Source organism: Kibdelosporangium phytohabitans (assembly GCF_001302585.1).
GTDB classification, from domain to species: domain Bacteria; phylum Actinomycetota; class Actinomycetes; order Mycobacteriales; family Pseudonocardiaceae; genus Kibdelosporangium; species Kibdelosporangium phytohabitans.
In genome coordinates this window covers 8,601,782-8,628,519 of record NZ_CP012752.1, presented here as the reverse complement: position 1 = coordinate 8,628,519, position 26,738 = coordinate 8,601,782, and the positions used below count along the sequence as shown (strand labels likewise).

The 26,738-nt window shown below is 69.1% G+C and carries 20 protein-coding genes; 15 read left to right on the top strand and 5 right to left on the bottom strand.

Annotation, left to right across the window (positions count from 1 at the left end):
- Window positions 1–9 precede the first annotated feature (9 nt).
- Complete coding sequence (locus AOZ06_RS38755; protein ID WP_054293921.1) at window positions 10–1,050, bottom strand: alpha/beta fold hydrolase; 1,041 nt, start codon at window positions 1,048–1,050, stop codon at window positions 10–12.
- 144 nt (window positions 1,051–1,194) lie between these two features.
- On the opposite strand from AOZ06_RS38755, the gene AOZ06_RS38750 reads away from it, so the two are divergent.
- The 3 genes from AOZ06_RS38750 to AOZ06_RS38740 are packed head-to-tail and all read left to right on the top strand — an operon-like array spanning window position 1,195 to window position 3,894.
- On the top strand, window positions 1,195–1,824 hold the full coding sequence (locus tag AOZ06_RS38750; protein WP_083472211.1) for an AmiS/UreI family transporter: 630 nt from the start codon (window positions 1,195–1,197) through the stop codon (window positions 1,822–1,824).
- On the top strand, window positions 1,824–2,861 hold the full coding sequence (locus AOZ06_RS38745) for an aliphatic amidase (RefSeq protein WP_054293920.1): 1,038 nt from the start codon (window positions 1,824–1,826) through the stop codon (window positions 2,859–2,861). The genes AOZ06_RS38750 and AOZ06_RS38745 overlap by 1 nt, the downstream gene beginning before the upstream one ends.
- A gap of 7 nt (window positions 2,862–2,868) precedes the next feature.
- A complete protein-coding gene (locus AOZ06_RS38740; RefSeq protein WP_054293919.1) occupies window positions 2,869–3,894 on the top strand; it encodes an AAA family ATPase in 1,026 nt (341 codons plus the stop codon).
- A 13-nt stretch (window positions 3,895–3,907) separates the two neighbouring features.
- Here AOZ06_RS38740 and AOZ06_RS38735 read toward each other — a convergent pair whose 3' ends face one another.
- Window positions 3,908–4,468, bottom strand: coding sequence for a hypothetical protein (locus AOZ06_RS38735; protein WP_054293918.1), 561 nt, complete (start codon window positions 4,466–4,468; stop codon window positions 3,908–3,910).
- Between the two features lie 412 nt (window positions 4,469–4,880).
- On the opposite strand from AOZ06_RS38735, the gene AOZ06_RS38730 reads away from it, so the two are divergent.
- The gene (locus tag AOZ06_RS38730) at window positions 4,881–5,900 is read left to right on the top strand and encodes an SMI1/KNR4 family protein (RefSeq protein WP_054293917.1); all 1,020 of its coding nucleotides are present in this window, start codon (window positions 4,881–4,883) and stop codon (window positions 5,898–5,900) included.
- Window positions 5,901–5,987: 87 nt separating this feature from the next.
- Here the strand turns inward: AOZ06_RS38730 and AOZ06_RS38725 are convergent, their stop codons facing one another.
- The 3 genes from AOZ06_RS38725 to AOZ06_RS38715 are packed head-to-tail and all read right to left on the bottom strand — an operon-like array spanning window position 5,988 to window position 7,694.
- Window positions 5,988–6,446, bottom strand: coding sequence for a dihydrofolate reductase (locus AOZ06_RS38725; protein ID WP_054293916.1), 459 nt, complete (start codon window positions 6,444–6,446; stop codon window positions 5,988–5,990).
- Window positions 6,443–7,240 carry a thymidylate synthase gene (locus tag AOZ06_RS38720; RefSeq protein WP_054293915.1) on the bottom strand — a complete coding sequence of 266 codons (798 nt, stop codon included), beginning with the start codon at window positions 7,238–7,240 and terminating at the stop codon, window positions 6,443–6,445. Before AOZ06_RS38720 ends, AOZ06_RS38725 begins: the two co-directional genes overlap by 4 nt.
- A 46-nt stretch (window positions 7,241–7,286) precedes the next feature.
- On the bottom strand, window positions 7,287–7,694 hold the full coding sequence (locus AOZ06_RS38715; RefSeq protein ID WP_225953002.1) for a CAP domain-containing protein: 408 nt from the start codon (window positions 7,692–7,694) through the stop codon (window positions 7,287–7,289).
- A 249-nt stretch (window positions 7,695–7,943) separates the two neighbouring features.
- Between AOZ06_RS38715 and AOZ06_RS38710 the strand changes: the two genes are divergently transcribed.
- The 11 genes from AOZ06_RS38710 to AOZ06_RS38660 all read left to right on the top strand — a co-directional run bounded on the left by AOZ06_RS38710 (window position 7,944) and on the right by AOZ06_RS38660 (window position 26,736).
- On the top strand, window positions 7,944–8,267 hold the full coding sequence (locus AOZ06_RS38710; protein ID WP_083472210.1) for a WXG100 family type VII secretion target: 324 nt from the start codon (window positions 7,944–7,946) through the stop codon (window positions 8,265–8,267).
- A 65-nt stretch (window positions 8,268–8,332) separates the two neighbouring features.
- Entirely contained in the window at window positions 8,333–8,632 is a 300-nt protein-coding gene (locus AOZ06_RS38705) for a WXG100 family type VII secretion target (RefSeq protein WP_054293913.1), read from the top strand.
- A gap of 80 nt (window positions 8,633–8,712) precedes the next feature.
- Window positions 8,713–9,525 (top strand): hypothetical protein, encoded by an 813-nt coding sequence (locus AOZ06_RS38700; RefSeq protein ID WP_054293912.1) that lies wholly within the window; start codon window positions 8,713–8,715, stop codon window positions 9,523–9,525.
- A gap of 58 nt (window positions 9,526–9,583) precedes the next feature.
- A complete protein-coding gene (locus AOZ06_RS61510; protein WP_054293911.1) occupies window positions 9,584–12,577 on the top strand; it encodes a hypothetical protein in 2,994 nt (997 codons plus the stop codon).
- A gap of 31 nt (window positions 12,578–12,608) precedes the next feature.
- The gene (gene eccCa / locus AOZ06_RS38690; RefSeq protein ID WP_054293910.1) at window positions 12,609–16,586 is read left to right on the top strand and encodes a type VII secretion protein EccCa; all 3,978 of its coding nucleotides are present in this window, start codon (window positions 12,609–12,611) and stop codon (window positions 16,584–16,586) included.
- The gene (eccD, locus tag AOZ06_RS38685) at window positions 16,583–17,983 is read left to right on the top strand and encodes a type VII secretion integral membrane protein EccD (RefSeq protein ID WP_054293909.1); all 1,401 of its coding nucleotides are present in this window, start codon (window positions 16,583–16,585) and stop codon (window positions 17,981–17,983) included. Before eccCa ends, eccD begins: the two co-directional genes overlap by 4 nt.
- A 9-nt stretch (window positions 17,984–17,992) precedes the next feature.
- A complete protein-coding gene (eccB, locus tag AOZ06_RS38680) occupies window positions 17,993–19,342 on the top strand; it encodes a type VII secretion protein EccB (protein WP_054293908.1) in 1,350 nt (449 codons plus the stop codon).
- 4 nt (window positions 19,343–19,346) lie between these two features.
- The gene (locus AOZ06_RS38675) at window positions 19,347–21,944 is read left to right on the top strand and encodes a hypothetical protein (protein WP_218921848.1); all 2,598 of its coding nucleotides are present in this window, start codon (window positions 19,347–19,349) and stop codon (window positions 21,942–21,944) included.
- Window positions 21,941–25,225, top strand: a complete 3,285-nt coding sequence (locus AOZ06_RS38670; protein ID WP_054293906.1) for a right-handed parallel beta-helix repeat-containing protein — start codon at window positions 21,941–21,943, stop codon at window positions 25,223–25,225. Before AOZ06_RS38675 ends, AOZ06_RS38670 begins: the two co-directional genes overlap by 4 nt.
- A gap of 112 nt (window positions 25,226–25,337) precedes the next feature.
- Window positions 25,338–25,748 carry a YbaB/EbfC family nucleoid-associated protein gene (locus AOZ06_RS38665; RefSeq protein WP_054293905.1) on the top strand — a complete coding sequence of 137 codons (411 nt, stop codon included), beginning with the start codon at window positions 25,338–25,340 and terminating at the stop codon, window positions 25,746–25,748.
- A 13-nt stretch (window positions 25,749–25,761) separates the two neighbouring features.
- Window positions 25,762–26,736, top strand: a complete 975-nt coding sequence (locus tag AOZ06_RS38660; protein ID WP_054293904.1) for a hypothetical protein — start codon at window positions 25,762–25,764, stop codon at window positions 26,734–26,736.
- Window positions 26,737–26,738 lie beyond the last annotated feature (2 nt).

Genomic DNA, 26,738 nt, shown 5'->3' with positions numbered 1-26,738 from the left:
GACAGGACGTCAGATGCCGGACGGGCGGTCCAGCAGGTCGGCGACGGCGCGGTCGATGAACGTCGTGTCGGCGTTCCGCGGATCCCGGCCGGGTGCGCCACCGCCGGCGAAATGGCCCCAAACTCCGGGTATGACCCGCAACTCGGCACCATTCGTCATCCGGGACACCGTCCACGCCTCATCCTCGGGCGGGAAGTAGAGGTCTTTCTCGGCCGGCATCACGATCGTCGTGGCGCGGATCGACGCCAGCGCCTCCTCTGTGGACGAGAAGCCGGGCGTCGCCCCGACATCGCCGTGCCACCACGTGTCGAGCATGGTCAGGAGGTTGTTCGGGTCGCGGCCGTCCAGGAAGAAGCCTTCCCAGAAGCCGACGGCGAAGTCTTCCAGTGACGTGTAGCCGAGTTCCCGCCAGCACTCGTTCCAGTAGAAGGCTTGGGAGAAGCCCCAGCCCGCGTAGATGCGGGCGAACGCGCGCAGTCCTTGCTCCGGTGGCGTGGTGTAGCGGCCGCCGTCGAAGCCCGCCGAGGCTTCCAGCGCCGCCCGCAGTGAGTCCAGGAAGACCTGGTTGTGCGGCGCTGTCCTCGGGGATCCGCAGAACGGCAGGATCCGCTGCACCATCTCCGGGTGGCTCACGGCCCACTGGTAGGTCTGGCCCGCTCCCATCGACCAGCCGAGCACCAGTGGCAGCGTCGTGATGCCGAAGTGCTCGGTGACCAGCTTGTGCTGGGCGTGCACGTTGTCGATCACGCGGATCGGCGGGAAGGCCGGGCCGTTGTCGGGCGCTGGGCTGTTGGACGGTGAGCTGGACAGGCCGTTGCCCAGCATGTTCGGCACGATGATGAACCACCTCGCCGGGTCCAGCGCGCGCCCGTCGCCGATCAGCCACTCGTTGTCCCAGTGCCGCCCCGAGTACCAGGTCGGGTAGAGGATCGCGTTGGTCCTGTCCTCGTTCAGCGTCCCGTGGGTCCGGTAGGCGATCCTGGCCCGCCTCAGCGTCCTGCCGCAGGACAGGGTGAGGTTCTCGATCTCGTGCACGCCGTCGTCCGTCACGGTGTCACCGCCCGTCGTGGTTGGTCCAGGCGGAAATATCTCGGATGAAAATAGTTGATGTCAAGGCGGTGACCTCTTGACGGCTTCGCCGTGCCAACTTAGTTTCATGTGAATCTATTCCGCCTGAAACGATCGGAGGGGGCGGTGAACTACGTCGGACAGCTCTACGTCGGCGCGGTGCTCCTGATCAACGGCCTCATGCTGCTCGATCGGATCCCTGCCCGGTCGGCCGCTGTGCTCAACCTGTTCGTCGGCTCGCTGCTGTGCGTGACGCCGACCGTGCTCATCATCCAGGCCGGCGGCAACGGCGACGCGATCCTCGCCGCGTCCGGGCTGTACCTGTTCGGCTTCACGTACCTCTACGTCGGCATCAACAACCTCGCCGGCCTCGAACCCGAGGGCCTCGGCTGGTTCAGCCTGTTCGTCGCCGTCACCACGGTCGTCTACGCCGGGATCTCCTTCTGGCGCTTCGACGACCCGACCTCCGGCGTCATCTGGCTCGCGTGGGGTCTGCTGTGGACACTCTTCTTCCTCGTCCTCGGGCTGCGCCGCACCGGCCTGACCCGGTTCACCGGCTGGACGACCGTGCTGCTCAGCCAGCCGACCTGCACCCTGCCCGCCTTCCTCGCGCTGACCGGCGCCTACCCGTCCGGCGCGGCCCCCGCCGTGATCGCCGCCGTCGTCGCCGCGCTGCTCGTCGCCGCGGCCGCGTGGCTGGCGCGGGACATCACGCCCGCAACCGACCGTCCCACCGTTCTGGTCAAGGAGAACTGATGCGTCACGGAGACATTTCCGCCAGCCCCGACACCGTCGGCGTCGCGGTCGTCAACTACAAGATGCCGCGCCTGCACAACCGGGAGGAAGTGCTGGCCAACGCCCGCAAGATCGCCGAGATGCTGGTCGGGATGAAGTCCGGCCTGCCGGGGATGGACCTCGTGGTGTTCCCGGAGTACTCGACGCAGGGAATCATGTACGACACCGAGGAGATGTACGCGACGGCCGCGAGCGTCCCCGGCGACGAGACCGACATCTTCGCCGCCGCCTGCCGCGAAGCCCGTACCTGGGGCGTCTTCTCGATCACGGGTGAGCAACACGAGGACCACCCGAACAAGCCGCCGTACAACACGTTGGTGCTCATCAACGACCAGGGCGAGATCGTCCAGAAGTACCGCAAGATCCTGCCGTGGTGCCCGATCGAGGGCTGGTACCCGGGCGACCGCACCTACGTCACCGACGGCCCGAAGGGCATGAAGATCTCGCTGATCATCTGCGACGACGGCAACTACCCGGAGATCTGGCGCGACTGCGCGATGAAGGGCGCCGAGCTGATCGTGCGCTGCCAGGGCTACATGTACCCGGCAAAGGACCAGCAGGTGCTGATGGCCAAAGCGATGGCGTGGGCCAACAACACCTACGTCGCCGTGGCGAACGCGGCCGGTTTCGACGGCGTCTACTCGTACTTCGGCCACTCCTCGATCATCGGTTTCGACGGCCGCACGCTCGGTGAGACCGGCGAGGAGGAGTACGGGATCCAGTACGCGCAGTTGTCCCTGTCGGCGATCCGCGACGCCCGGCGCTACGACCAGTCGCAGAACCACCTGTTCAAGCTCCTGCACCGCGGCTACTCCGGCGTGCACGCGGCCGGTGACGGCGACCTCGGCGTGGCCGACTGCCCGTTCGACTTCTACAAGCTGTGGGTCACCGACGCGCAGAAGGCAAGGGAGACCGTCGAAGCGATCACCCGTGACACGGTCGGCGTGGCCGGTTGCGAAGTCGGCAACCTGCCGGTCGAGAAGACCATGGAGGCCTGAGCCAGCGATGCCGTTCCTCGCCGAGCAGCACCAGAGCCGCAACAACGACAAGCAATCCCCGCGGCGCGACTTCGACCCCGACAGCCTCGCCGCACGGCTCGGTTCCCGCGTACTCGGCCAGGACACGGCGGTCGCCGCCGTGGTACGGGCGCTGTCGCTGAGCGCGGTCGGCGCCAACGACCCCGACCGGCCGCTGGCCAACCTGCTGCTGGTCGGCCCGACCGGCGTCGGCAAGACGGAACTGGTCCGGCGCGTGGCTGCCGAGCTGCGCGCCGGACCGGACGACCTGTGCCGGATCGACATGAACGCGTTGGCGCAGGAGCACTACGCGGCCTCGTTCTCCGGCGCCCCACCGGGTTACGCGGGCAGCAAAGAGGCATACAGCCTGTTCGACCGGACCACTGTGGAGGGTGACGCGTACCGGCCGGGGATCGTGCTGTTCGACGAGGTGGAAAAGGCCCACTCGACGGTGTTGCGGGCACTGTTGCAGGTGCTCGACTCCGGCACGCTGCGGCTGGCCTCAGGGCAGCAAACGCTTTCGTTCCGCAACACGCTGGTGTTCATGACGTCCAACCTGGGGTCGGCCCAGCTGGCCCGCCGCGGCCGCGTCTGGTGGCGACGCGGGCGTGCCGGTGCCCGCCTGGCCGCCCGCGGGGACCGGACGGTCCTCCAAGCGGCGATCCGTGACTTCTTCGACCCGGAGTTCCTCAACCGGATCGACGAGACCGCGGTTTTCACCGAACTGGACCACACGACCGCGCACGCGGTCACCGAGCTGGAGATCGACCTGCTGGCCCGCCGTCTCAGCAGGCGCAAGATCGAGCTGGAGGTGACCGGCGCCGTGGCCGACCTGGTCTTCGCTCGCGGGTTCGACCCGGTCTACGGTACACGCGCGCTGCGGCGTGCGATCCGTACGACGCTGGCCGAACCCGTGGCGATCGCGGTCCTGCGAGCCCGTGGCACGAGTTCGGATCCGGTGACCGTGCACGCCGACGTGCGCGACGGAGAAGTCCGCACACACGTCGATACGTGAAGGCCGACCGACGTCAACCGGCCACCGTCTGCATCACGTGCCGGACGCCGGGGATGTACTGCAGCGTTGACCCGCTGTCCAGGTAGTCGCGGCCAAGCCAGATCCCGTAGCCCAGCGCGATGGTCACCCCGAGCCCGCCCGCCGCGAGGATGCAGGCTGCCGCGGCCTTGAACAGCCCGCCGAGCGAGGCGACCAGCTTCGCCAGCACCTTCATGATGGCGTTGACGAACTTGACGATCCTGGCGTGGTGTTTGCCGAGCTTGTGGAGGTTGCGAGCGCCCTCGTCGAGAACCTCGGCCGACGGGTTGGCCTGCGCGAGCTTCGCCGGGAAAGCCGCGACATCAGCGAGGAGTGCCTGGGCGGACGACATGCGCCGCATCAACGCGTCACCCACGGAAACGGAGTGGTCGTCCCACCATTCCTTCGCCCAGTCGCGAATTTTCTGCTCGAGGCCGTCCGGGACGAGCGCGAGCAACTTCTCCACCCCTCGTTTGATGGCCTCCAGTGCCAGCTTGACCCATCTCGAGACCCCTGCCGGCAGCGCCGTCAGCGCGGTTGTGAACAACGACTTCACTTTTCGGCCGGGATCTCCGCGAATCCGCCCAACGCCGTCTGGCCGAGGTCGTTGCCGCGTCGAGCAGTTCGGCAGCCGCCGTGTCGATGTTGCCGCGGTTCCCGGCGTTCACCGCCACCAGGAGTCGCTTGGCAGCGGAATGCACTTCTTCGACGCCCTCTTGATATGCCGAAACGGCAGTCATCGTGATCGCCTCTTTCCGGACTCGACTGTCAGCGGGCCGTGAACCGCTGATGAAACTGTCGGCCGGATACCGATCGGTGTGACAGGTGCGCCGGTTGCGTTCTCATACCGGTCGGGTGTGGCGGCATTTCCGGTTTGTTGGTGAAATTCGACTGAGCGACCTGTCAGGTCGGGATGTCGTCGGTGCCGCCATAATGGCCGCCATGAACTGGGGTACGTGGTTGCGGCGGTGACCGCGACGGAGGACAGGCTCGGTCTGCGGCTGCCGCCGTCCTACCGGGAGTTCCTGCTGACGACCGACGGGTGGCGCGATGCCGGGATGTTCGTGTGGCGCATGCGTGACACCACGAATCTCGGGTGGTTGCGTGACATCGAGCCGCACTGGGAGGGGTGGGAGGACCTCGACGACCCGGATGCGGGCAGTGACAACAAGTTCAGTCGCGGGTTGCTGATCTCGCTCGATGCGGACGCCGGGATCCTGTTCCTGGACCCCGGCGACGTCGACGAGGCGGGGGAGTGGGCGGCCTACAGCCTGTTCACGTGGAAAGCCGAGCCGGTCAAGCGATTCGCGTCGTTCACCGCGCTGATGGAGGACCTGTACGCCGAGTTCCACCAGATGCTCCAGCCCGAAGGCGAAACCCGCGACTCGTGGGACGGCGAAGTCGAACAGGCACGCCTCGACGCGCTCGCCGGTGACGTCGACGGTGCCGCCGCGGTGCTCGCGCAGGCCGAGGAGTTCGGCAGGACCCGCGCCACGGTCCTGCGGGTGCAGCTCGAACTGTTGCTCGGTATGGATTACCAAGCCGGGATGCTGCTCAGCCGGCTGCTGCACCCGGAGTTCGTGCTCGACGGATTCCTGACCGACCCGGTGTTCACCGACGAACTCCTGCCGTGGCTGTTGGTGCAGCACGACGCGACTCCGCCCTACCGCGGTTCCGCTCTGCAGTCGCTGCTCGTCGTCGGACGGCAGGAGATCCGGCAGGCCGTCGACGCAGGCCGGATCCGCCACGAGCAGACACCGGTGAACTTCGGCAATCCCGAGTTCGACGCGATGATCAAACGTGCGCTGGCCGAGTACGCCGACGACCCGGACTCGCTGTGGGAGTCGGTGCGTGCGGCGATGGCGCACTGGCGTCCCCGGACCGCCGATCACATCGCCCCGGTCACGCTGCTCGCCGACCCGGTGCTCGCCGCGGTGCTGACCCGTGAGCGCGGCCGTGAGCTGCTGTCGATCCCCAGGAGCGGGTGAACCGCGGGCGACCTCGTGGTCACACCGGGGAACTCATGACCGGCAACTGTAGTGATGTCCGTCACTGACGGCACCGGTCGCCTGCGCTCAACCCCAGGTGAGCAGCCGGTAGTGCAGTCCGGTGGACGACTCCTGCCACGCGCCGGTGACGTCCGGCTCACGGTCCACCTCGGGCGCGTACGTGTCGCCGTCGAACGACTCCTGGATCTCGGTGACCACGATCTTGTCCGCGAGCGGCAGCGCGGCCTCGTACACCGCCGCGCCGCCGATGATCCACACGTCACCGGACACCGTGGCGAGGGCTTGGTGCAGGCCGGGGAACGTCTCCGCGCCCTCCTGCGCCGTACGTGACAGCACGAGGTTGCGCCTGCCCGGCAGCGGCCGGAACCGGGGTGGGAGCGACTCCCACGTGCGGCGGCCCATGAGGACGGTCGCGCCCGCGGTCTGCTCCCGGAAGTGCTTCATGTCCTCCGGGAGGTGCCACGGCAGCGTGCCGTCACGGCCGATGACGCCGCCTGCCGCCTGGGCCCAGATGAGGCCGATCACACCGCCACCGGTGCCTTGATGCCGGGGTGGGGGTCGTAGCCGTCGAGCGCGATGTGCTCGTAGGTGTAGTCGAACAGCGTGTCCGCCGGCTTCAGGCTCAGCGTCGGGAACTCCCGCACGGCACGGCCGAGCTGCGTGCGGACCTGGTCCTCGTGGTTGTCGTAGATGTGGCAGTCGCCACCCGTCCAGATGAAGTCGCCCACGCCGAGGCCCACCTGCTCGGCGATCATGTGGGTCAGCAGCGCGTAGCTCGCGATGTTGAACGGCACACCGAGGAACAGGTCCGCGCTGCGCTGGTACAGCTGGCACGAGAGCTTGCCGTCGGCCACGTGGAACTGGAAGAAAGCGTGGCACGGCGGCAGCGCCATCCGCGGGATGTCGGCGACGTTCCACGCCGACACGATGATCCGGCGCGAATCCGGGTTCTCGCGCAGCGTGCGCAGCACCTCGCTGATCTGGTCGACGTGCCCGCCGTCCGGCGTCGGCCACGACCGCCACTGCACACCGTAGATCGGGCCGAGGTCGCCGTCCGGCGCCGCCCACTCGTCCCAGATCGTGACGCCGTTCTCCTGGAGCCATTTCACGTTCGCGTCGCCGCGCAGGAACCACAGCAGCTCGTACGCGATCGAGCGGAAGTGGACCTTCTTGGTCGTGATCAGCGGGAAGCCGTCCGACAGCCGGTAGCGCAGCTGGTGGCCGAAGATCGACCGCGTGCCGGTGCCGGTGCGGTCCTGCTTGCGGGTGCCCGTCTCGAGCACGTGGCGGAGCAGGTCTTCGTACTGCGTGTTCGGCATGCCCGCGAGCCTAACTGACCAGCCGGAACGCAGCCGCCCGTGTGGTCTAGTAGCCGAAGTTCTGGGTCCACCATGGGACTCCGCCGCTGACGTGGAGGCCGACGCCGATGGTGCCGAAGTCCTTGTGCAGGATGTTGCGGCGGTGCGGGATGCTCTGCATCCAGGCGTGCACGACCTGGGCCGGGGTCTCCTGGCCGCAGGCGATGTTCTCCCCGGCGGGTTCCTCGACGCCCGCTGCCAGCATCCGCTCCAGCGGCGACAGGCCTCGCGGGCCTTGGTGCGCGAAGTAGTCGCGCTCCGCCATGTCCGCGCTGTGCCCTCGTGCGCAGCGGCGCAGCCGTTCGTCGATCCGCAGGCGGCCGAGGTCGCGCTTGGCCCGTTCGGCGTTGACCAGCGACACGACCTTGTTCTCGATCTGGATCCGGACCGAGTCGCGGACGGCGCTCATGGCCATGCGTCTTCGACACCTCACGATCCATTCGGGCAGATGCTGCCATATGTGTAACGCCTGTTCAGGCGCCGGGTCGCGGGGCGGCGCCCGCGCGTGTCAGAACGGGCAACCCTGAGATCCGTTCGGGCAGAGGACGGCGGCTTCGCTGGGCGGCCGGGCGGTCCGCTGTCAGATTGGTGGGTGCCCACGGCCAGGGGGTTGGTCCGTCCGGCCAATGCGCGTGGGTCCGCCAACTACCGGAGGAGTTCCCTAATGGCAGGCATTCCACAGGTTCAGACCACCCAGCCGGGTATGCAGCAGGCCGCGCAGATCTTCGGCGACCGCGCCACCGAGTTCACCCAGGACCTCGGCCGCGTCAACTCGATGATGGCGAGCCTGCAGACGAGCTGGACCGGCCAGGCGTCGACCAACTTCAACTCGGCGATGGACAACTGGGAGAAGTCGTTCCAGGTGATCATCAACAAGTTGATCAACATGATGGACGTCATGGGGGTCAACACCAAGGACTACGTCGCCGCCGAAGACCACGCCGCCGACTCGGCCAAGTCCTTCGCCTCGACCCTTCCCGGCGTCTGACCGCTCCACACGGGACTCGAATTCGTCATCGCCCGGCTTGCGGGTCGGTTGGAAAGGAATGAAGGTTGTCCGACTACAGGTTCGACTTCAACGTCGCGGATCTGACCCTCGACGAGATGCACGCGATCAACGGCCGGGTGAAGACCGCCCTCGCCGACATGGAGCGCCAGGTCGAGACCACGCTGGCGGACTGGACCGGTGCCGCGCGGGAGGCGTACTACGCCGCCAAGGCCGAGTGGAACCAGCAGGCGCAGCAGATGCCCGTCTACCTCGAGGCGGGCAGGCAGACCCTGTTGTCCATCTCGGACAACTACGGCACGACCGAGCAGCGCGCCCAGCAGATCTGGAACAACTCGAGGGGCTGATCCCCTTCTCACGCGGGTGGGCCACCGGGCGGCGCGGACCCGGTGGCCCCGCGCGGGGCTGACGACCTCAGGGAGGTGCCGTGGGTAACACTGATGGCAAGACGGGGCTCGAATACTTCCTGGCGAGCGACGCCTGGAAGCAGGCACCGCAGTTCGCCGAGTGGGACAAGATCGATGTCTACGTCGAGAAGGGGTGGCTCACCGAGCGGGACCGGGACCTGCTGCACGCCTACGGCAGCATGGCGGTCCTGTCCGGCGGCGAGGGCGGGGGCGGCGGTTTCCCGGAGACCGACGCGGCGTGGTCGAAGTACCTCGACGTCAAGGAGAAGCACAAGAACGACCCGCTGTTCAACCGGGACGCGGACGGCGAGGTCAAGCCGCCGGACCAGGACAAAACCCCGGAGGACGACGGCAAGCTGGGTGGTGACCACACCAAGCACGAGGAGTACAAGATCAAACCGGGTGAGCCGCCCCCGGTGCCCGGCGGTGCCGACGGCAAGCACGGCGGGAAGGACTCGGTCAGCGTCAACACCGCGTCGTTGAAGAAGTTCGGCGAGAACATGCTCCTGCTGCGTGACATGGTCGAGACCTCGCGAAAGAACTTGAAGGACGTGCACATTCTCCCCGGCGCTTTCCCCACCGCTTTCGCTTTGCGCGACGCGGTCAACGGCGCCGCGGGGACGGGAGACAAGAAGGGCGGCCTGAAAGGTGACAGCGAGAGCTACATGACCAACCTCGAGATCGAGTTCCGCCAGATCAAGGAAGCGATCGACAAGGTCATCCGCGAGTACGACACCGTCGAGAAACTGAACGGTCTCACCGCGGACAAGCTCACTGTCCTCATGAACGAGCCGTTCAGCTACATCAACAACAACACGGGTAAGCCGAAGTAAGGCCAACCGGGATTTTCCGCAACTGGGGCTCTGTGCAGGCGCGTTTTCCTAGGGAGTTGTGACGGTCGTGCCCGAAGGCAACAAGGTCGAGAAGGGCGGCGCGAAAGGATTCGACAGCGGCATCTTCGAGTCCGACTCGGTCGACGACCACGCCATTTTCGTCAATCCCGACGGCAAGAGCTCATCGGAGAACGACAGCGTCACCACCTGGCACTGGAAGCAGATCAAGGCCGCACTGTGGGGCGGTTCCGCGCTGTCGAGCGACGCGCTGTGGGAGAAGGCCTACAAGAACGTCGATCCGCGGACGCTCTACCAGGCCAGTTACATCTTCTCCAACGTCGAGCAGACGATGCACTCGGTCGCCGAGAACCTCTGGGCGCAGGCGGAGTCCGTCGCCGGTGAGCACGGCTCGTGGAAGGGCAAGGCCGCGGCCGAGTTCCTGGCGAAGATGCAGACCCTGTCGCAGAACATCAAGGCCAACGCCGACCGGTTCGCCGGCAAGGACTCCACCCACCAGGTCGTGAACCAGCTCTACAACGACGGTGAGTGGCTGGACTGGGCCCGCAACGAGGTCGACAAGATCGACCGCTACTACGCCCAGGTCGCCAAGTGGCGCGCGGATCAGGCGTCGGACGTCGTGATGGACAACAAGCTGGTCAAGATCAGCGATGATCCGGAACTCGTCGAGATGATGAACAACGCGATGCGGGAGATCATCAAGGCCATTTCCGGGCACTACGCCGGATTCGAACCCGGCGCGGCCAAGCAGATCACTGCCATCACGGCGCCCATGGCGGACCCACCACCGCCGGACAAGAAGGGTGGCCCGCCGCCGCCGGACAAGAAGAACGGCCCGCCGCCGCCGGACAAGAAGAACGGCCCGCCACCACCGGACAAGAAGAACGGCCCGCCACCACCGGACAAGAAGCAGGGGCCGCCACCACCGGTCAACAAGCAGAACCCGCCACCGCCGCCGGACAACAAGACCCAGCCGCCGCCCGGCGGGTCGAAGCCGCCGCCGGTGCCGCCAGTCGGCGCGCCGCCGCCCGTCGGGGCGCCGCCACCTGGTGGGTCCAAGCCGCCGCCGCAGGTGAAGGCCCAGACGGAGCCACCTCCCGGTGGCAAGCCGCCCCCCGCTGTCCCGCAGCCGCAGGCGAAGAACCCGCCGCCCCCTCCGCTGGCCAAGAACCCGCCGCCTCCTCCGGGCAACGCCCCACCGCCCGGCAACGGACCGAAGGGCCCCGGTGCGCCTCCGCCCGTGGCGCCACCTCCGGTGCCTCCGCCTGCCTCGCCCCCACCTGGCGGGTCCAAGCCACCGAACCCAGGTGGTGGCAAAGGGCCGGGCAACGCGCCGCCGCCTGGCAAGGTGCCGCCGCCCGGTGGCAAAGTCCCGCCGCCGCCTGGCGGCAGCGCGCCGCCGCCCCCGGTCGGCCAGGGGCCCGGCAGCCAGCCGCCGCCTGGGTCGAACCCGAACCAGTGGTCGCCGCCCGGCGGCAGCCCGACGCCAGGAGGCAACCAGGACCGCGGCGGCATGCCGATGATGCCGCCTGTCCAGCCGCCCGCGGGTGGCAACAATCAGGGCAACGAGCGGTCGGACTCCTCCGGCCTGCTCGACGGCGGCGACAAGCCGTGGCAGAGCAACAAGCCCGAGCTCGGCGGACCGAAGGCACCTCCTGGTGGGATGCCGATGATGCCGCCGGTGCAACCGCCTGCTGGTGGTCAGGGTTCGGGTAATGAGCGTTCGGATGCTTCCGGGTTGCTGGACGGTGGCGATAAGCCGTGGCAGAGCGAAGGTCCTGAGGTCAGCGGGCCCCAGGTGCCGCCTGGCGGCATGCCGATGATGCCGCCGGTTCAGCCGCCTGCGGGTGGTGGCAATCAGGGCAGTGAGCGTTCGGATGCCTCTGGGTTGCTGGACGGCGGTGACAAGCCGTGGCAGAGCGGCAAGTCCGAGGTCGCTGGGCCGCAGGTGCCGCCTGGTGGGATGCCGATGGTGCCGCCGGTTCAGCCGCCTGCGGGTGGTGGCAATCAGGGCAGTGAGCGTTCGGATGCCTCTGGGTTGCTGGACGGCGGTGACAAGCCGTGGCAGAGCGGCAAGTCCGAGGTCGCTGGGCCGCAGGTGCCGCCTGGTGGGATGCCGATGGTGCCGCCGGTTCAGCCGCCTGCGGGTGGTGGCAATCAGGGCAGTGAGCGGTCGGATGCCTCCGGGCTGCTGAACACCGGTCACAACCCGTGGCTGAGCAACGGTTCCGAGGTGAACGAGCCCAAGGCACCTGGTGGTGCGGCGTCCGTACCAGTTGTGCCGCCGGTGGGCCCGGCTGGTGCGGGCGGTCCGGACAGCAAGCGGCCGGACGCGTCCAGCCTGCTCGAAACGAGCGACCACCCGTGGGACGGCAACGGCACCAAAGCCGGTGAGCCGGACGCCCCCAAGGGCGTCGTGGCCGGTGGGCCGGGGCCGGACAGCACACCGTCCAATGTGGCCGGCCAGCGGGGCTGGCTGCCCCTCGGCGCGGTGCCGGTCGCGGCGTCCGTTCCCGCCGAGGAAGAGCCCGCCGAGGAAGAGCCCGCCGAGCCACTGGACGACCACGTTCCGGTCATCCGGCCGGACGGCGGGGAGGACACCAGTGCGTGGGACGTGCCCGCGGGCGGCCTGCCGTGGCTGGTGCCGTTCCCGGTCGCGGCGGCTGCCGGCGAGGACCGGGAAGGTGACCGGAAAGCTCCCGACTACACGCTTCGCGACAGTGAACCGTGGGAGGGCACACCGCGGCCCGATGCCGGCTACGACACGTGGCGCAACGCGAAGTGGGCCGGGAACAGCGCGATGCCGGCGGAACAGAGGCCGCTCATGTGCGGTGGCCCCGAGATGACGCCCGAGGAACTGGCCGAGCGGGACGCGGCACGCGCCAAGGCCAAGGCGGACGCCGAGGCCGCCGAAGCGGAGGGCGACGGCGACGACGAGGACAAGAAGGAACGATCGAGCGCGGACCTGCTCGTGCGGGAAGACACCGCATGGGGCAGCGGGCCCGCCGTGCCGCCGTCCGGAGTGATCGGATGACACGGCTTTCCGACGACAGTGAGGCACAACCATGAGCACCGTGACGGTCAAGCGGCCACCGCGGGCCGCCGGACCGCAGATGCCCGAGGGCGAGGTCGAACTGCAGGAACCGCCGGTGATGGCGGAACCCGCGGCCATGGACTTCCGCTCAGCGGCCATGTTCCTGCCGATGGGTATCGGCTCGATGGCCATGGTGATGCTGTTCGCGTCGTCGACCCGGTCGTCGGTGATGTACATGATCGGTGGCGCCATGGGTGTCGGTCTGCTGGCCATGGGCCTGAGCCAGATCGGCCGTGCGGGTGCGGAACGCAAGCGCAAGATGAAGTCCGAGCGCCGGGACTTCCTGCGCTACATCGCGCAGTTGCGGGTGAAAGCGCGGTTGGCGGCGGACCAGCAGCGGCAGTCGGTGGTGTGGAACCACCCGTCGCCGTCCTGGCTCTGGTCGATTGTGGACAGCACGCGGCTGTGGGAGCGCCGGGCCGGCGACGAGGACTTCGGCCGCGCCCGGATCGGGTTGGGGACGCAGGCGGCCGCGATCGAGTACACGGCGCCGTCGACCAAACCGATCGAGGACCTGGAGCCGTTGTCGGCGATCTCGTTGCGGCGCTTCCGTGAGGCGTACCGGACGGTGTCGGGTATCCCGATCTCGGTGGGGCTGCGGAGTTTCACGAGCGTCGAGTTCGCCGGCGACCGGGACGGGGCCGTGGCGCTGGTCCGCGCGGTCGTCGGCCAGCTGGTGACGTTCCACTCGCCGGACGAACTGCGGGTCGCCGTGCTGACCAGCGAGGCCGGTCAGCCGGAGTGGGACTGGGTGAAGTGGTTGCCGCACAACGCCCACCCGACCGCGATGGACACCGCGGGCCCGCTGCGGATGCTGGCCTGCGACCACGACGAGCTGATGGACGTGCTCGGCGACGACATCACCGACCGCGCGGACCACGAGCCGGGCAGCAAACCAGGTGTCGTCGAGCCGTTCATCGTCGTCGTGGCGCACGCGGTGGAGATCCCCGAGGCATCACGGCTGCTCAACGGCGGCTTGCGCAACGTCGTGCTGCTGGACGTCACCGGCCACATGCCCGGCGGTCCGAAGGTGCTGCGCCTGACGGTCGACGGTGACGACGTGCAGTTCCCCGCCGGCGAGGAAACCGGGACCGCGCAACGCGACGAGCTGAGCCCGGTGCAGGCGGAGGCGCTGGCCAGGTTGATGGCGCCGAAGCGGACGAGCGGCGCGGTCGACATCGTGGACCAGCCGCTGGACAACGACTTCGAGCTGACCGGCCTGCTGGGCATCCGCGACCCGCACACGTTCGACGTCGCCGCGAAGTGGCGCACCCGCGCGGCCCAGCGGTCGCGGTTGTCGGTGCCGATCGGCGTGACCGAGGACGGCGAGGTCGTCGAACTCGACCTGAAGGAGTCCGCGCAGGCCGGGATGGGCCCGCACGGCATGCTGATCGGCGCGACCGGTTCGGGCAAGAGCGAGCTGCTGCGCACGTTGGTGTGCGCGCTCGCGGCCACGCATTCGTCCGAGATCCTGAACATGGTCCTGGTCGACTTCAAGGGCGGCGCGACCTTCATCGGCATGGACAAGCTCCCGCACACGTCGGCGTTGATCACCAACCTGGCCGACGAGCTGCCGCTGGTCGACCGGATGCAGGACGCGCTCAACGGCGAGCTGGTGCGTCGGCAGGAGCTGTTGCGCGCCAGTGGTTTCCCGTCGTCCTTCGAGTACGAGAAGGCCCGCGCGGGTGGGGCCACGCTGGTGCCGTTCCCCGACCTGCTGGTCGTGGTGGACGAGTTCAGCGAGCTGCTGGCGAGCAAGTCGGAGTTCATGGACCTGTTCGTGTCGATCGGTCGTCTCGGCCGCAGCCTCGGGGTGCACTTGCTGCTCGCGTCGCAGCGCCTCGAGGAAGGCCGGATCCACCGGGTCGAGGGTCACCTGTCGTACCGGATCGCGCTGCGGACGTTCTCGTCGATGGAGTCGCGGGCGGTGATCGGGGCGACACACGCCTACGAGCTGCCTTCCGCCCCTGGCAACGGATACCTGAAGTTCGACAACACGAACCTGGTGCGGTTCAAGGGCGCCTACGTGTCCGGCCCGTGCGCGCCGGGCGACGGCCCGGCTGTCACGGGGGAAAGCAAGGCGCACAGCGAAGTCGTGCCGTTCCGCACGCAGCCGTATCCGACGCTGCACGCCCTGCGGTTCACCGGAGAGGAATCGGAACAGCCCGAGGCGAAACCCGAGAAGGAGGTCGCGCCGGACGCGCCCTCCGTCGCGGACGTCCTGATCAGCCGGTTGAAGGGCGCCGGTCCGCCCGCACGGCAGATCTGGCTGCCGCCGCTGTCGGAAGCCCCGAGCCTGGACGGTCTGCTGCCGTCGGTGGTGCCGGATCCCGTGCTCGGGATGACAGTGGACGACCCGAGCAGCCGGGGCGCGTTGCGCGTCCCGGTCGGTGTCGTCGACCGGCCCTACGAGCAACTGCGGGATCTGCTGGTCGCCGACCTGTCCGGTGCCGACGGGCACGTCGGTGTCGCGGGCGCGCCGCAGAGCGGCAAGTCGACGCTGATGCGGACCCTGATGCTGGGGCTCGCACTGCTGCACACCCCCGAGGAGATCCAGTTCTACTGCCTGGACTTCGGCGGCGGTGGCCTGATGTCGGTGTCCGGTCTGCCGCACGTGGGTTCGGTGGCGACCAGGATGGAACACGACCGGGTCGTGCGCACCATCGCCGAGCTGGACCAGTTGCTCGAACGCCGGGAAGCCCTGTTCGCCACGCACGGGTTCGAGTCGATCACGGCCTATCTCGCGGCCCGCGCCCGTGGCGAGATCGACGACCCGTTCGGGCACGTCTTCCTCGTCGTGGACGGCTGGTTCACGGTCAAGCAGGACTTCCCCGACGTGGAGACCAAGATCGGCGAGCTGGCTTCACGCGGGTTGTCGTTCGGCATCCACGTCGTGCTCAGCGCCACGCGCTGGTCGGAGATCCGGCCGTGGCTGCGTGACCTCCTCGGCACGAAGTTCGAGCTGCGCCTCGGTGACTCGATGGAGTCCGAGGTCGGCTCGCGCAAGGCCGCGACCGTGCCCAACCAGCCCGGCCGCGGCATGACGGCGGAAGGTTTCCACTTCATCGGCGCCCTGCCGCGCCTGGACGGCTCGTCCGAGGTCGAGGACTTGGCCGACGCGACGAAGGCGCTCTCCAGCGAGTCGCGGGCGTTCTGGCCGGGGCGCGGGGCGCCGCCGGTGCGGATGCTGCCGACCCGGCTGCCCTTCGCGGATCTGCCCGCGCCGCGACGGGAGTTCCAGGTCTGCATCGGCTACGACGAACAGCGCCTGCAACCGGTGTGGCACGACTTCTTCACCAACCCGCACCTGATGGTGTTCGGCGACAGCGAGACCGGGAAGACGAACCTGCTCAGGCTGGTGCTGCGGTCCATCCGCGGCCACTACAGCCCGGACCAGGCCAAGATCGTGCTGGGCGACGCGCGCCGCGACCTCGACCGGGAAGTGCCCGCGGAGTACGGCGTCGGCTACGGGTTCAGCGCCGACGCCCTGTTCGACCTGGCCAACCAGACGGCCGGGTCGATGGCCAAGCGGGTGCCCGGCCAGGACATAACGTCCGAGCGGATGCGCAAACGGGACTGGTGGAGCGGGCCCGAGGTGTTCCTCGTCGTCGACGACTACGAACTGCTCGGCCGCGGCGGCGTCGCCTCGCCGCTGGAGCCGCTGCTGTCGATGATCCCGCAGGGCGTCCACATCGGACTCCACCTGGTCATCGCCAGGAGCACGTCCGGTGCGATGCGCGCCATGATGGACCCGGTGATCCGCAGGCTGTGGGAGCTCGGCACCCCCGGGGTGCTGTTGTCGTACCCCAAGGAGGAAGGGAAGTTCCTCGGGGAGGCGCCACCGCGCAAACTGCCAGCCGGCCGCGCCCAGCTCGTCACCCGACGGGGAATCGGCCTGATCCAGACCGGTCTGGTGACGGTCGACGCGTATGAGAGGAGTGGCTCGTGACCAGCGCGCGTCTGGCGGAGCTGTGCCGGATCACGGTCTTCGGGCCCGATGGCAAGGTCGACCTCGCGGTGCCCGTGTCGTCGACAGTGGCCGATCTGGTGCCGGTGTTGCTGAGCCACACCCGCAAGAAGCAGCCCATCCCCGTCGACCAGGGTTCGTGGGTGCTGCAACGACTGGGCGGGCCCGCGTTCGACCAGGACGGCACGCCGGAGACGCTGGACTGGCTCGAAGGCGAGCAGCTGTACCTGCGCCCCGCCGACAACCCGCTGCCCGCACTGGACTTCGACGACCTCGCCGACGGCATCGCGACCACGGTCGTGCAGCGCGGTGACCGGTGGAAGCCCGAGTTCAACCACGTGTTGTTCCAGGTGCTGTCGGGCGTGCTCGTCGCGGTGGTCGGTTTGATCCTGCTCGACGACGGCCCGACCGCGTTGCACGCGGGCTTCGCCGGCGGCCTGAGCGCGGTGTTCGTGATCATCTCCGCCGTGGTCGCCCGAACGCTCGACGACTTGTCGCTGTCCCGGTTGTGGGGGCTGGCCGCGTGCGTCTTCGCCGGTCTCACCGGGATGATCGCGGCCGACGGCGTACCGGACGCGGCGTCGCCGACGCCCATCGGCATCCTGGTCGGCGCCGCGGGCGCGGCCGTGACGGCGACAGTCCTGCTGGCGTTGCGGAAGTTCGCCGCCAACGGCATCCCGTTCGCCCCGTTCGCCACGGTCCTGCTGGTCGCGGTGGCGACGATCTGCGGCGTGTGGATGGGACTCGGGTTCGAGTGGTCGGTCAGCCAGGTCGCCGGCGTGCTGGCCACCGTGATGTTCGGCGTGGTCATCTGGTCGCCGAAGACGACGATCCGGATCGCCTACCTGCGTGGGCCGCAGTTGCCGCGCAACGCCGAGGACCTCCAGCAGGACGTCGACCCGGCGCCCGCCCACGAGGTGGCGGTGCGGACGGCGGCGGCCGACCGGTATGTCAGCGTCACGATGGTGTGCGCGAGCGCCGTCTTCGTCGCGGCGTTCCCGTTCGTCATGGCCGAGCCCGGATGGATCGGGTGGACGATGGTGACCGTCGTGTCCTGCGCCGTGCTGCTGCGCGCCCGCAACTTCCTCGGTGTGTGGCAACGGCTTTCGCTGGTGGTGGCCGGGACGGTCGGGTTGGGCCTGGTGGCGCTGGATCTGGGGCGGATGTTCACGCCGAGCTGGCGGATCGTTCTGCTGGTCGGCCTGTTCGTCATCCTGTACGGACTGATGCAGGTGGTGCTGCGGCCCGTGGGACGCCGGATGCTCCCGGTGTGGGGCCATCTGGCGAACATCTTCGACACCTGCACGGCTCTCGCCATCATCCCGTTGCTGCTGCAGCTGCTCGGTGTGTACGCGTGGGCACGCGGACTGTTCGGGTGAGGGCGGGCCATGCAGACACAGCGTGACCACCTCAACGCCTACCAGTTCATGATGGGCCGGATGAGCTCCGCGCTCGTCCTCGCCGACCCGGCCAGCCCCGAGATCCCCGCGCGGCGGGCGATCGTCGGCATGATCGTCGGGGTGCTGCTCGCGGTGCTGATCGCCATCGGCTTCGTCGCGTACGGCGCGCTCGTGCCCGGTGGCAACAAGGACTGGCAGGCCAAAGGCGCGATGGTCGTGGAGAAGGAGACCGGCATCATGCTGGTCAACGTCAACGGCAGGCTGCACCCGACGATGAACTACGCGTCGGCGAGGTTGCTGGGGACCAGCGGCAAGGTCGCGTACGTGTCCAAGGCCTCGCTTGCCGCCGCGCCGAGGGGCGCCATGCTCGGCATCCCGGGCGCACCGCAGGCGTTGCCGTCCACACAGGACATGTCGGTGTCGGACTGGCTGGCCTGCCTGCCGGGCTCGAACGACGAGACGGTGCCCGCCGACCGGGCGCCGGGCATCGTCTTCGACCGGGCTGTCCCGTCCGTTCCGCTGCCGGGCAACCGCTACATGCTCGTGAAGTCCGCCGCGGGAACCCAGTACGTGATCTGGAACGGCACCAAGTTCAAAGTGGACGACCCGGTCGTCACCGTCGCGCTGGGCATGGCGACCGCACGGCCGGTGCCCGCGCCGCAGTCGTGGCTCGACGCCCTCGCGAACGGCCCGGGCCTCGCCCCCGCCGCTGTCGACAGGGCCGGTTCGGCGGGCGGCTCGGTCGGCGGGCAGCCACGCAAGATCGGCCAGCTCTTCGAACACCAGGCCGCCAACGGCGACGCGGAGTGGTTCGTCCTGCGCCCGGACGGCCTCGCGCCGTTGAGCAGGACCGAGTTCGCGCTGCTTTCCGCAGCGGGCACGTCGCCGGAACCGGTCCGCATCGACACGGCGGCGATCGCGTCGGCCCAGCGGTCGGGCGACCAGTCGCTGCTCAAGAGACTGCCCGACCTCAGCGGCTCGCGGTGGTTCGACCACAGCCGGAACACGCTGTGCCTGCGGCAGACGGCGGTCGGCGCCCAGGTCGAAAGCCAGATCGCCATCGCACCGGGCGGTGTGGTCGCGGGCAACAGCGTCCGGGTGCGGCCGGGCACCGGCGTGATCGTCGGAGCGCTGCCGATCCCGGCGGGCCGCAAGGTGCCGGACCGGTACCTGATCACCGACGAGGGCCGCAAGTACCTGATGCCGGACGACGACTCGATCAAGGCGCTGGGGTTCGCCGGGGCACCGGTGCGGCCGATGGCCGGCGACATGCTCGCCGCGGTGCCGAGTGGTCCGGTGCTCAGCCAGGCGGCGGCGGCCGCCAGCGAGAAGGGATGAACTGATGTCGGCACGGTCCCCATTGACCCCGTTGCGCAGACGCCGCCGTGGCGACGCCGGGTTCTCGTTGGCCAAGCACACGGTCGGCAACGCGCTCGTGGTGTGTCCGGAGGACCGGATGTCCGCGGAAGCGCAGGCGCTGGCGATGTCCGTGGCACCGGACACCGAACACGAGATGGTCGTCGTCGACCTGCCGGCCGGACTGCCTGTCGCGGCGTGGGACTCGGTCGCCGCGCTGCTGCCGAGACGGCGCCGCGGGGTCCGGTTGATCATCGGCGGCCGGTCGCGGGAAGCCACCGCGCTGACCGGCCAGTGGCTCTCGGAACGCATCGGCCGCACAGTCGTGGCGCCGGACGGCGCGATCTTCCGCGGCGCGGGCGGGACGCTGTTCGTGCACTCGGGCAAGGGCAGCGGCTGGGTCAAGTTCCGCCCCGGCCGCGCGCCGGAGTGGGACGCGAAGCGCTATCCCCGTCCCTCGTGGGATTCCGGCGCCGTGGACGCGTGGGCCACCAGTTCGGCCGGGATGGCCGACCCGATCCCCGGCGGCGCGTGGATCCACCCCGCGGCCGGTGACGCGGACCTGAGCGGGCACTGGTCGCAGCTGGTGCGCGGCATGCCGTGCCAGCCGGACTCGCTCACGATCGTGCTCGGCTGCCCCGGCATGCCCGCGCTGTCGCTCGACGACGTGTCCCGGTTCTGGCAGCGCCTCGACGACGACGTCCGCGCCAAGGTGCGGTTCGTCCGGTACGGACCGGTCGCGTTCCCGTCGGGCGACACCCTCGGGCAAGCGCTTGCGGACCTGCTCGACACGCGGGTGGTCTGCTACCCGGGCATGCCGGTCGGTTCGCCCGCGGTCCCCGCCGTCTACACCGTCTGCGAGGACGGCGGTCTGGGGTGGCAGCCGTTCGCACGCGAAGTGGCCTACACCCCGAAGTCGGAGCCCGATTTCCACGTCACACCGAAGCTGCTCAGCCACCGCGTGCCCGTCGAGGGCATCGAGCAGGTGTCGCCCGCGACCTACTGGTACACGCCGGACGCGGTGCTCGAGGTCGTGCAGTCCGGTCTGTGGATGCGGCCAAGGCAGGACCCGCAGAACGCGGACGCGGTTCGTGCGGAACCGTGGCAGAACGACGTCGCCATCCTCGCCTTCGACGCCACCGACAAGGCGTTGTCCGAGCGGATGCGGCTGCTCGCGCAGGACGTCCTCGCCCGGCTGGATCCCGCGACCCGGGTCCGTTGCCGGCTCGTGCCCGCCTCGGAACTGGGCCGGGGCGTGGTGCGCGTCATCGGCCCCGCGCGCGGCGAACTGGACACGGGCGCCGACCAACCGGTGTGGTCGGCGACCGAGACCGTTCAGCTGACCGCCGTGCTGGCGGACTCCTCGACCGCGGCCGACGGCCCGTTGGCCGAAAGGTCGGTGACCGAGAGCGCTGTCGTGGCGAAGCAGGTCACGGAGAGCGCCCTTGACGAGGGCCCGGCCGAGCGCACGGTCGCGATGACGACGGTGGCCGCGGCGCCACCCGGAGTCGCTTCTCCGGCACCCGCCGAGAAACCCGCCGAGAAACCTGCCGAGAAGCCCGCTGCCGACAGCGTCGCCGCGGCGCCGGAGCCGCCCGCGGTGACCGGCCCGGCGTCGGCGATGGCGATCCGGCTGGAAAGTTCGGTCGGGGCAGGCTTCGACGCCCCGGCGCCGCCCGTACCGCCCGGCAAGGCGCCCGCGGCGACCGACCAACCAGCCGCGACCCCGCCGAAGGACGAAACACCCCCGGCACCGCGTGAACAGTCCGTGCGACGGCAACCGACCCCGGGGCAGGCGGCCTCCGCGTTGGCGGGGCACGACCTCACGCAGGAGCGGGCGTGGTTGCGCAAGACGTTGAGCCGCGACTTCGACACGATGGCGCACTCGGTGTCCCGGATTCTGTCCGAGCACCCGGGTTTCCAGGGCGACGCCCGCTCCTCGGCGGACGTGCTGGCCGACACCGTTGCCGTGCAGCTCTACCTTTCGGGCCGTGGTGAGTCGATCGACCAGGCCCTGCGGACCGCCGCGAACGGACCGCACGTGCCGTTCGCCCGCTGTGTGGTCTCAGGGCTGACGCGGCTGCCGTCACACCGTGGCGCGACGATCTTCACCACGTCACCGACAGAGCCGCAGTGGCAGTTGTACCGGCAGCGCAGTCTGATCACGGACTGGAGCTTCATCCACGCGTTGACCGAGCCGAGCCCGGACCAGCTGGGTGACACCGACGTGCTCGTGTGGTCGATGACGGCCCGGCGGACGAAGCTGCTGGAACCAGGCGGCGACGACCAAGTCGACAACCGCGTGGTGTTCGTACCCGGCACCAGCTTCAAGCTCTTGGAAATGGTGGAGCCAGGGCCGGACGGCACCCGTGGGCGGATCCTGCTGCGTGAACTGGCCGCGTCCGAGATCGACGAGAACGGCCGCGTGGACGCGCGGGCGTCGCTGGACGAACTGGGGCTCGCCTCGCTGCGCCGCTGCATCGAACGCTGGGACGCCGCGCAGCCCAAGGGCACCGTCGGTGAGTCAGCCGCCGCGCGGTTCAGCGGCATGCCGGGTCTGGTCGGAGAGGGTGACGGCCGATGAATCTGCTGGTGGTGGGCGGTGACCGCGCAGGCGCCTATCCCACGATCGGTACCGCGCTGGCAGCGGCCCGCGACGGCGCGACGATCAGCGTCCGGCCCGGCCGGTACGAGGAGAACCTCGTCGTGTCCCGCACGGTCAGCATCACCGCTGACGCGGGTGCGGGCACGGTGGAGGTGTACGCGGCCAAGGACAGTGTGCTGATCGTCGACTCGGAAGGCGTGCAGCTGCGGGATCTCTGGCTGTCCTGCGGCGACGGTGAGGTCGCGGCGGTGGACGTCCGGCGTGGTGAGATCGCGTTGGACGGCTGCCGGATCGCGGGTTCGTCGTGGGCGGCGTTGCTGACCCGGGGAACTGGTTCGCTGGCCGCACGCGGCTGCGAGGTGAGCAACGCGGGTGGCGCGGGGATCGTGATCACCTCCGCGGTCCCCAGCACGGTGGAGGACACGGTGGTGTCCGATGTGGCCTCTTCGGCGGCGGTGGTCGGTGAGGACGGTTTCCTGACGCTGCGCCGGGTCGAGGTGCGCCGGCCGGGCGGCAACGGTGTCTGCGTCAACGGGCGTGGTCTGTGCGTGATCGAGCAGGGCACGATCAGCGAGGCGGCCAAGCCCGCGGTCGTGGCCGAGCAGCAGGGCAGGCTGACGATCAACGACCTGACCGTGCGGGACGGCGCGAACGTCGACCTGTACCTGACCAGCAGCGGCTCGATCACGATCACCGAGTCGAGGTTTCGCTCTGCCGCCGCGCAGTCCGCGCACATCGCGGGTCCCACGAAACCGTTGCTGCGCGGGTGCTCGTTCACTTCGGCCGGCCGCTGCGGAGTGCAGGTGACAGGCCAGGCGGCGCCGCGGCTGATCGAGTGCACCATCGAGGATTCCCCGCTGGGGATCGTCGTGGACGCCGAGGCGTCGCCGTACTTCGAGAACACCTCGGTGCGTGGCTCCACCGAGGCGATCGCGACTGTGGCCACGACGGCGACCGCTCGCTTCGCCCGGTTCAAAGCGTCCGCGACCGAAGGTTCCGGCCTGCTGGTTCGCGACGGCTCAGTGGTCTTCGACGACGCCGCCATCGAAATGGGCGCCGCCGCCGCGCTGGAACTGGCTGAATCGGCTCGTGCCACGCTCACCGACGTGCGGATCACGACAGCCGCTGAGGCGGCTGTCGTGCTCACCGGCGCCGGCCACGCCGAACTGACGTCGTCCCTGCTGCGGGGCGGCGGTGTGGACGTCGGGGCAGGCGAGGTCACGGTCAGGGACAGCGAGATCGTCGACGCGGTGGCCGACGGGGTCAGCGTCGCCAACGGAGGCAGGCTGGCCGGCACTCGCTGTCGGGTGCGTGGCGCGGGCAGGCACGGCATTCGTGTCGCCGACGGTGGCAAGGCCGAACTGGTCGAGTGCGAGGTGCTGGACAGCGCCGAGAACGGCGTGCACCTGGAGACCACGCAACCGGTGCGGTTGAGCCAGTGTGTGGTGAAGAACAGCGGTGGTGCGGCGGTGCGGCGTCCGTCCGTCGAGGACCGGACGGTGGTGGAGAACCTGGTGACCGACGGCGCGAGCACCGCGTCACCGTCCACTCGGGACGAACCAGCGCATGCTGCACCGGCTGCGGAGACCAGCCTGCGTGAGGCGGGCGGCGCCGTGCTGGACGGGCCGCTGGCCGAGCTCGACTCGCTGATCGGCCTGGACGGCGTGAAGCAGGAGGTGCGCGGGCTGATCAACCTGATCCGCACCTCGCAGATGCGGCAGGCGATGGGCCTGCCGATGCCGCCGATGAGCAGGCACCTCGTCTTCGCGGGCCCGCCCGGCACCGGTAAGACCACGGTCGCCCGGCTCTACGGCGCCGTCCTCGGTGAACTCGGCATTCTCAAGAGCGGGCACATGATCGAGGCCGCGCGCGCGGACCTGGTCGGGCAGTACATCGGCTCCACCGCGATCAAGACCACCGAACTGGTCACCAAGGCGCTCGGCGGGGTGTTGTTCATCGACGAGGCCTACACCCTGACCGCCGCGACGGGGGGTGTCGGGCCGGACTTCGGCCAGGAAGCCGTCGACGCGTTGATGAAGATGATGGAGGACCACCGCGACGAACTGGTGGTGATCGTCGCGGGCTACTCGGAGTTGATGGAGAAGTTCCTCCAGTCCAACCCCGGCCTGGCCTCCCGCTTCACCAGGACGATCGAGTTCCCGAACTACAGCGTGGACGAACTGGTCACGATCACCAGCAACCTGTGCGGCAAGCACTACTACGAGCTCACCGACGACGCAGTGGACGCGTTGATCGAGTACTTCACGCGGGTGCCGAAGGGCGAGACGTTCGGCAACGGCCGTGTGGCGCGGAAGCTGTTCGAGGCGATGATCTCCACCCAGGCGTCCCGCCTGGCCGTCGCCCCGCCGACCCGGGGCGCTGATTTCAGCAGGCTGACCGCGGAGGACCTCGCGCCGCAGATCGCGATGCTGGAGCAGATGCCGGTCGAGGCGGCGACGTCCTCCGACCCCGCCGACGATCCCGCCTCAGCGGTGCGCGACAGCCTCGCGGGACGGCGGTTGTCCGGGCTGATCGGGATGGACCGGCCACGTCAGTCCGCTGTCGCTGCACTGGTCTCGTTGTGCGAGCGCCGCAACCAGCGCTGGGCCCTCGGCCAGTACGGCAACGCGGTGCTGACCGGCCCCAAGGGCACCGGCAGGCGAGAGCTCGCCCGTCTCTACGCCCAGGGCCTGTCGGAACTCGGGCTGGTGGCGATCGGGCAGGTGGTGCACGCGTCACTCACCGAAGACCTGCGCCCCGAATGGCCTGGACAGGCGGAAACGCTGGCGCGTAGCGCGTTCCAGGACGCACGAGGTGGCGTTCTGGTGGTGGACGCCGACGCCGCGGGGGACGCGCAGCAGGAGGAAGCGGAAGCGCTGCTGGCCGCACTGCGCGAGCACACCGCCGACCCGGTCGTGGTGCTGACCGGAACCCGCGCGGGCGTGGAACGCCTGTTCGGGCGGGTGCCGCAGGTGCGTGACAGCTTCGGCCAGTGGTGGGAGATCGAGGGGTACACCAGCCTGGACCTGGCCACCGTCGCTGTCCGTTACCTGCGCGACCGCGGCCACGAGGTTCCCGACGACGTGCGCGGCGCGATCCGTGCCCACATCGAGCAGTCCGGCGAGAGCACGGTGCACGGCGTCCACCAGTTCGCCAGGCACCTGGCCAGGCTGGCCGCGTCACGGACCCTGGCCGTCGCCGACGTGACCGGCCTGGCCGGGCTCGTCCCGGCGGTCGAAGGGTTCGCGTCCGTCGGCTGAGATGGCGGTCCGGGCAGTCGTGCTGCCCGGACAGCCCCTGTTGTGTCCTCGTTCAGCGAGATGACACCCGAAGTGACGTTGACTTGGTCCCGGAACGCTGTCAGGAGGTCGCATGTCCGGAGTGGATCGCCGCAACGTCGATATGTTGCGCAACGAGTTCGAACGACAGATGACGAACTTCGCGGAGAACCAGAAGCGGATCAACGAGGTCACGGCGACCGCGGTGTCCCCGCGCCGCGAACTGTCGGTGACGCTCGGCCCGCAGGGCACGCTCATGGAGCTGAACTTCCTGTCCAGCGCGTACCGCCGGTTGGCCAAGAACGAGCTGTCCGAGCTGGTGATGAAGACGATCGCCGACGCGCGGGGCAAGCTCAACGACCAGCTCGCCGAGATCATGACCCCGATGATGCCGCCCGGCCTGGACATCAAGGCCGTGCTGGAAGGCAAGGTCAGCGCGGAGAAGCTGGCGCCGGACGAGTCCAGGCTGCCGGCACTGCTGCGGGAACGGCTGAACCGAGGCTGAGCGGAGGACGAGGATGAACCAGTTCTGGGTGGATCCCGAAAGCCTGGGGCGCACCGGTGAGGGCTACGACTACGTCAAGGAGCGGCTGGAGTCGCTCAAACGCATCACAGGCGATCTCGGGTACCGGTACTACGCGAGCTTCGGCGACGACGACGAAGGCAAGGAGTTCTACCAGAACTTCCAGGACGGGCACCAGATATTCCTCAACGGGGTCAACGGGCAGGCCAAGCGGGTCGGGTACGTCGGCGAAGGCCTCAACGAGAACGGGCGGATCTACGGCGCGGCCCGTGACGAGGCCGAGCTGCTGACGAACAAGTTCAGGACAGCTTCGCTCAACGGCCCCAGCGGCGACACGACCAAGCGCAACGTCGACGGCACTGTGCCTTTTGAGAAGACACACCTCGACGTGGCGTACGTCGCCGGTGAGAAGACACTCTTCGACAAGGCGTCCCCGAAGGAAGTCGTCGCGCGGGACGGCGGCGGCTGGGCACCGGCCAAAGAGGGCACCCCGGCGCAGAAGCCGGACAGGGGCAGGCAACCGCTCGGGAACGCGAAGTTCGTGCGGTCGCAGCGGCCTCTTCCCGGCTCCTACCCGCTGAACGGGATCGACAAGGAGAACCTGCGGTCCCGGTCACCGGAGATGATCTCCGCACTGGGAATGCGCGCGCTGCGCGAGAACGAGCAACCCATGTTCGGCGGTCGCCCGCTGCAACCAGGGCAGCGCATCGTCAGTGCGACCGAACTGCCAGGCGGCGTGGTGCGGCTCGGCGTCGACCGCTACTCCAGCATCACCCCGTTGGAACCCGGCGATCTGACGTTGCAGGACCCGAACGACCCGAAGGTGACCTCGCCGTACCCGTCCGACGGCAGGGAGCGGCTCTTCCTGGTCACGGAGAGGCCAGACGCGGCAGAAAAACCGTACGACGAACAGGTCTTCATGGAGTTCCGGAGCGACGGCAAACCGAGCTACTACCGCTACGAGAAGTAGCC

Excerpts from the sequence above, each read along its gene's own strand:
- AOZ06_RS38745 (WP_054293920.1), top strand. The coding sequence starts at position 1,824 with ATGCGTCACGGAGACATTTCCGCCAGCCCCGACACCGTCGGCGTCGCG.
- AOZ06_RS38740 (WP_054293919.1), top strand. The coding sequence starts at position 2,869 with ATGCCGTTCCTCGCCGAGCAGCACCAGAGCCGCAACAACGACAAGCAA.
- AOZ06_RS38720 (WP_054293915.1), bottom strand. The coding sequence starts at position 7,240 with ATGCCGAACACGCAGTACGAAGACCTGCTCCGCCACGTGCTCGAGACG.
- AOZ06_RS38715 (WP_225953002.1), bottom strand. The coding sequence starts at position 7,694 with ATGGCCATGAGCGCCGTCCGCGACTCGGTCCGGATCCAGATCGAGAAC.
- AOZ06_RS38710 (WP_083472210.1), top strand. The coding sequence starts at position 7,944 with ATGGCAGGCATTCCACAGGTTCAGACCACCCAGCCGGGTATGCAGCAG.
- eccCa (WP_054293910.1), top strand. The coding sequence starts at position 12,609 with ATGAGCACCGTGACGGTCAAGCGGCCACCGCGGGCCGCCGGACCGCAG.
- eccB (WP_054293908.1), top strand. The coding sequence starts at position 17,993 with ATGCAGACACAGCGTGACCACCTCAACGCCTACCAGTTCATGATGGGC.
- AOZ06_RS38675 (WP_218921848.1), top strand. The coding sequence starts at position 19,347 with ATGTCGGCACGGTCCCCATTGACCCCGTTGCGCAGACGCCGCCGTGGC.
- AOZ06_RS38670 (WP_054293906.1), top strand. The coding sequence starts at position 21,941 with ATGAATCTGCTGGTGGTGGGCGGTGACCGCGCAGGCGCCTATCCCACG.
- AOZ06_RS38665 (WP_054293905.1), top strand. The coding sequence starts at position 25,338 with ATGTCCGGAGTGGATCGCCGCAACGTCGATATGTTGCGCAACGAGTTC.
- AOZ06_RS38660 (WP_054293904.1), top strand. The coding sequence starts at position 25,762 with ATGAACCAGTTCTGGGTGGATCCCGAAAGCCTGGGGCGCACCGGTGAG.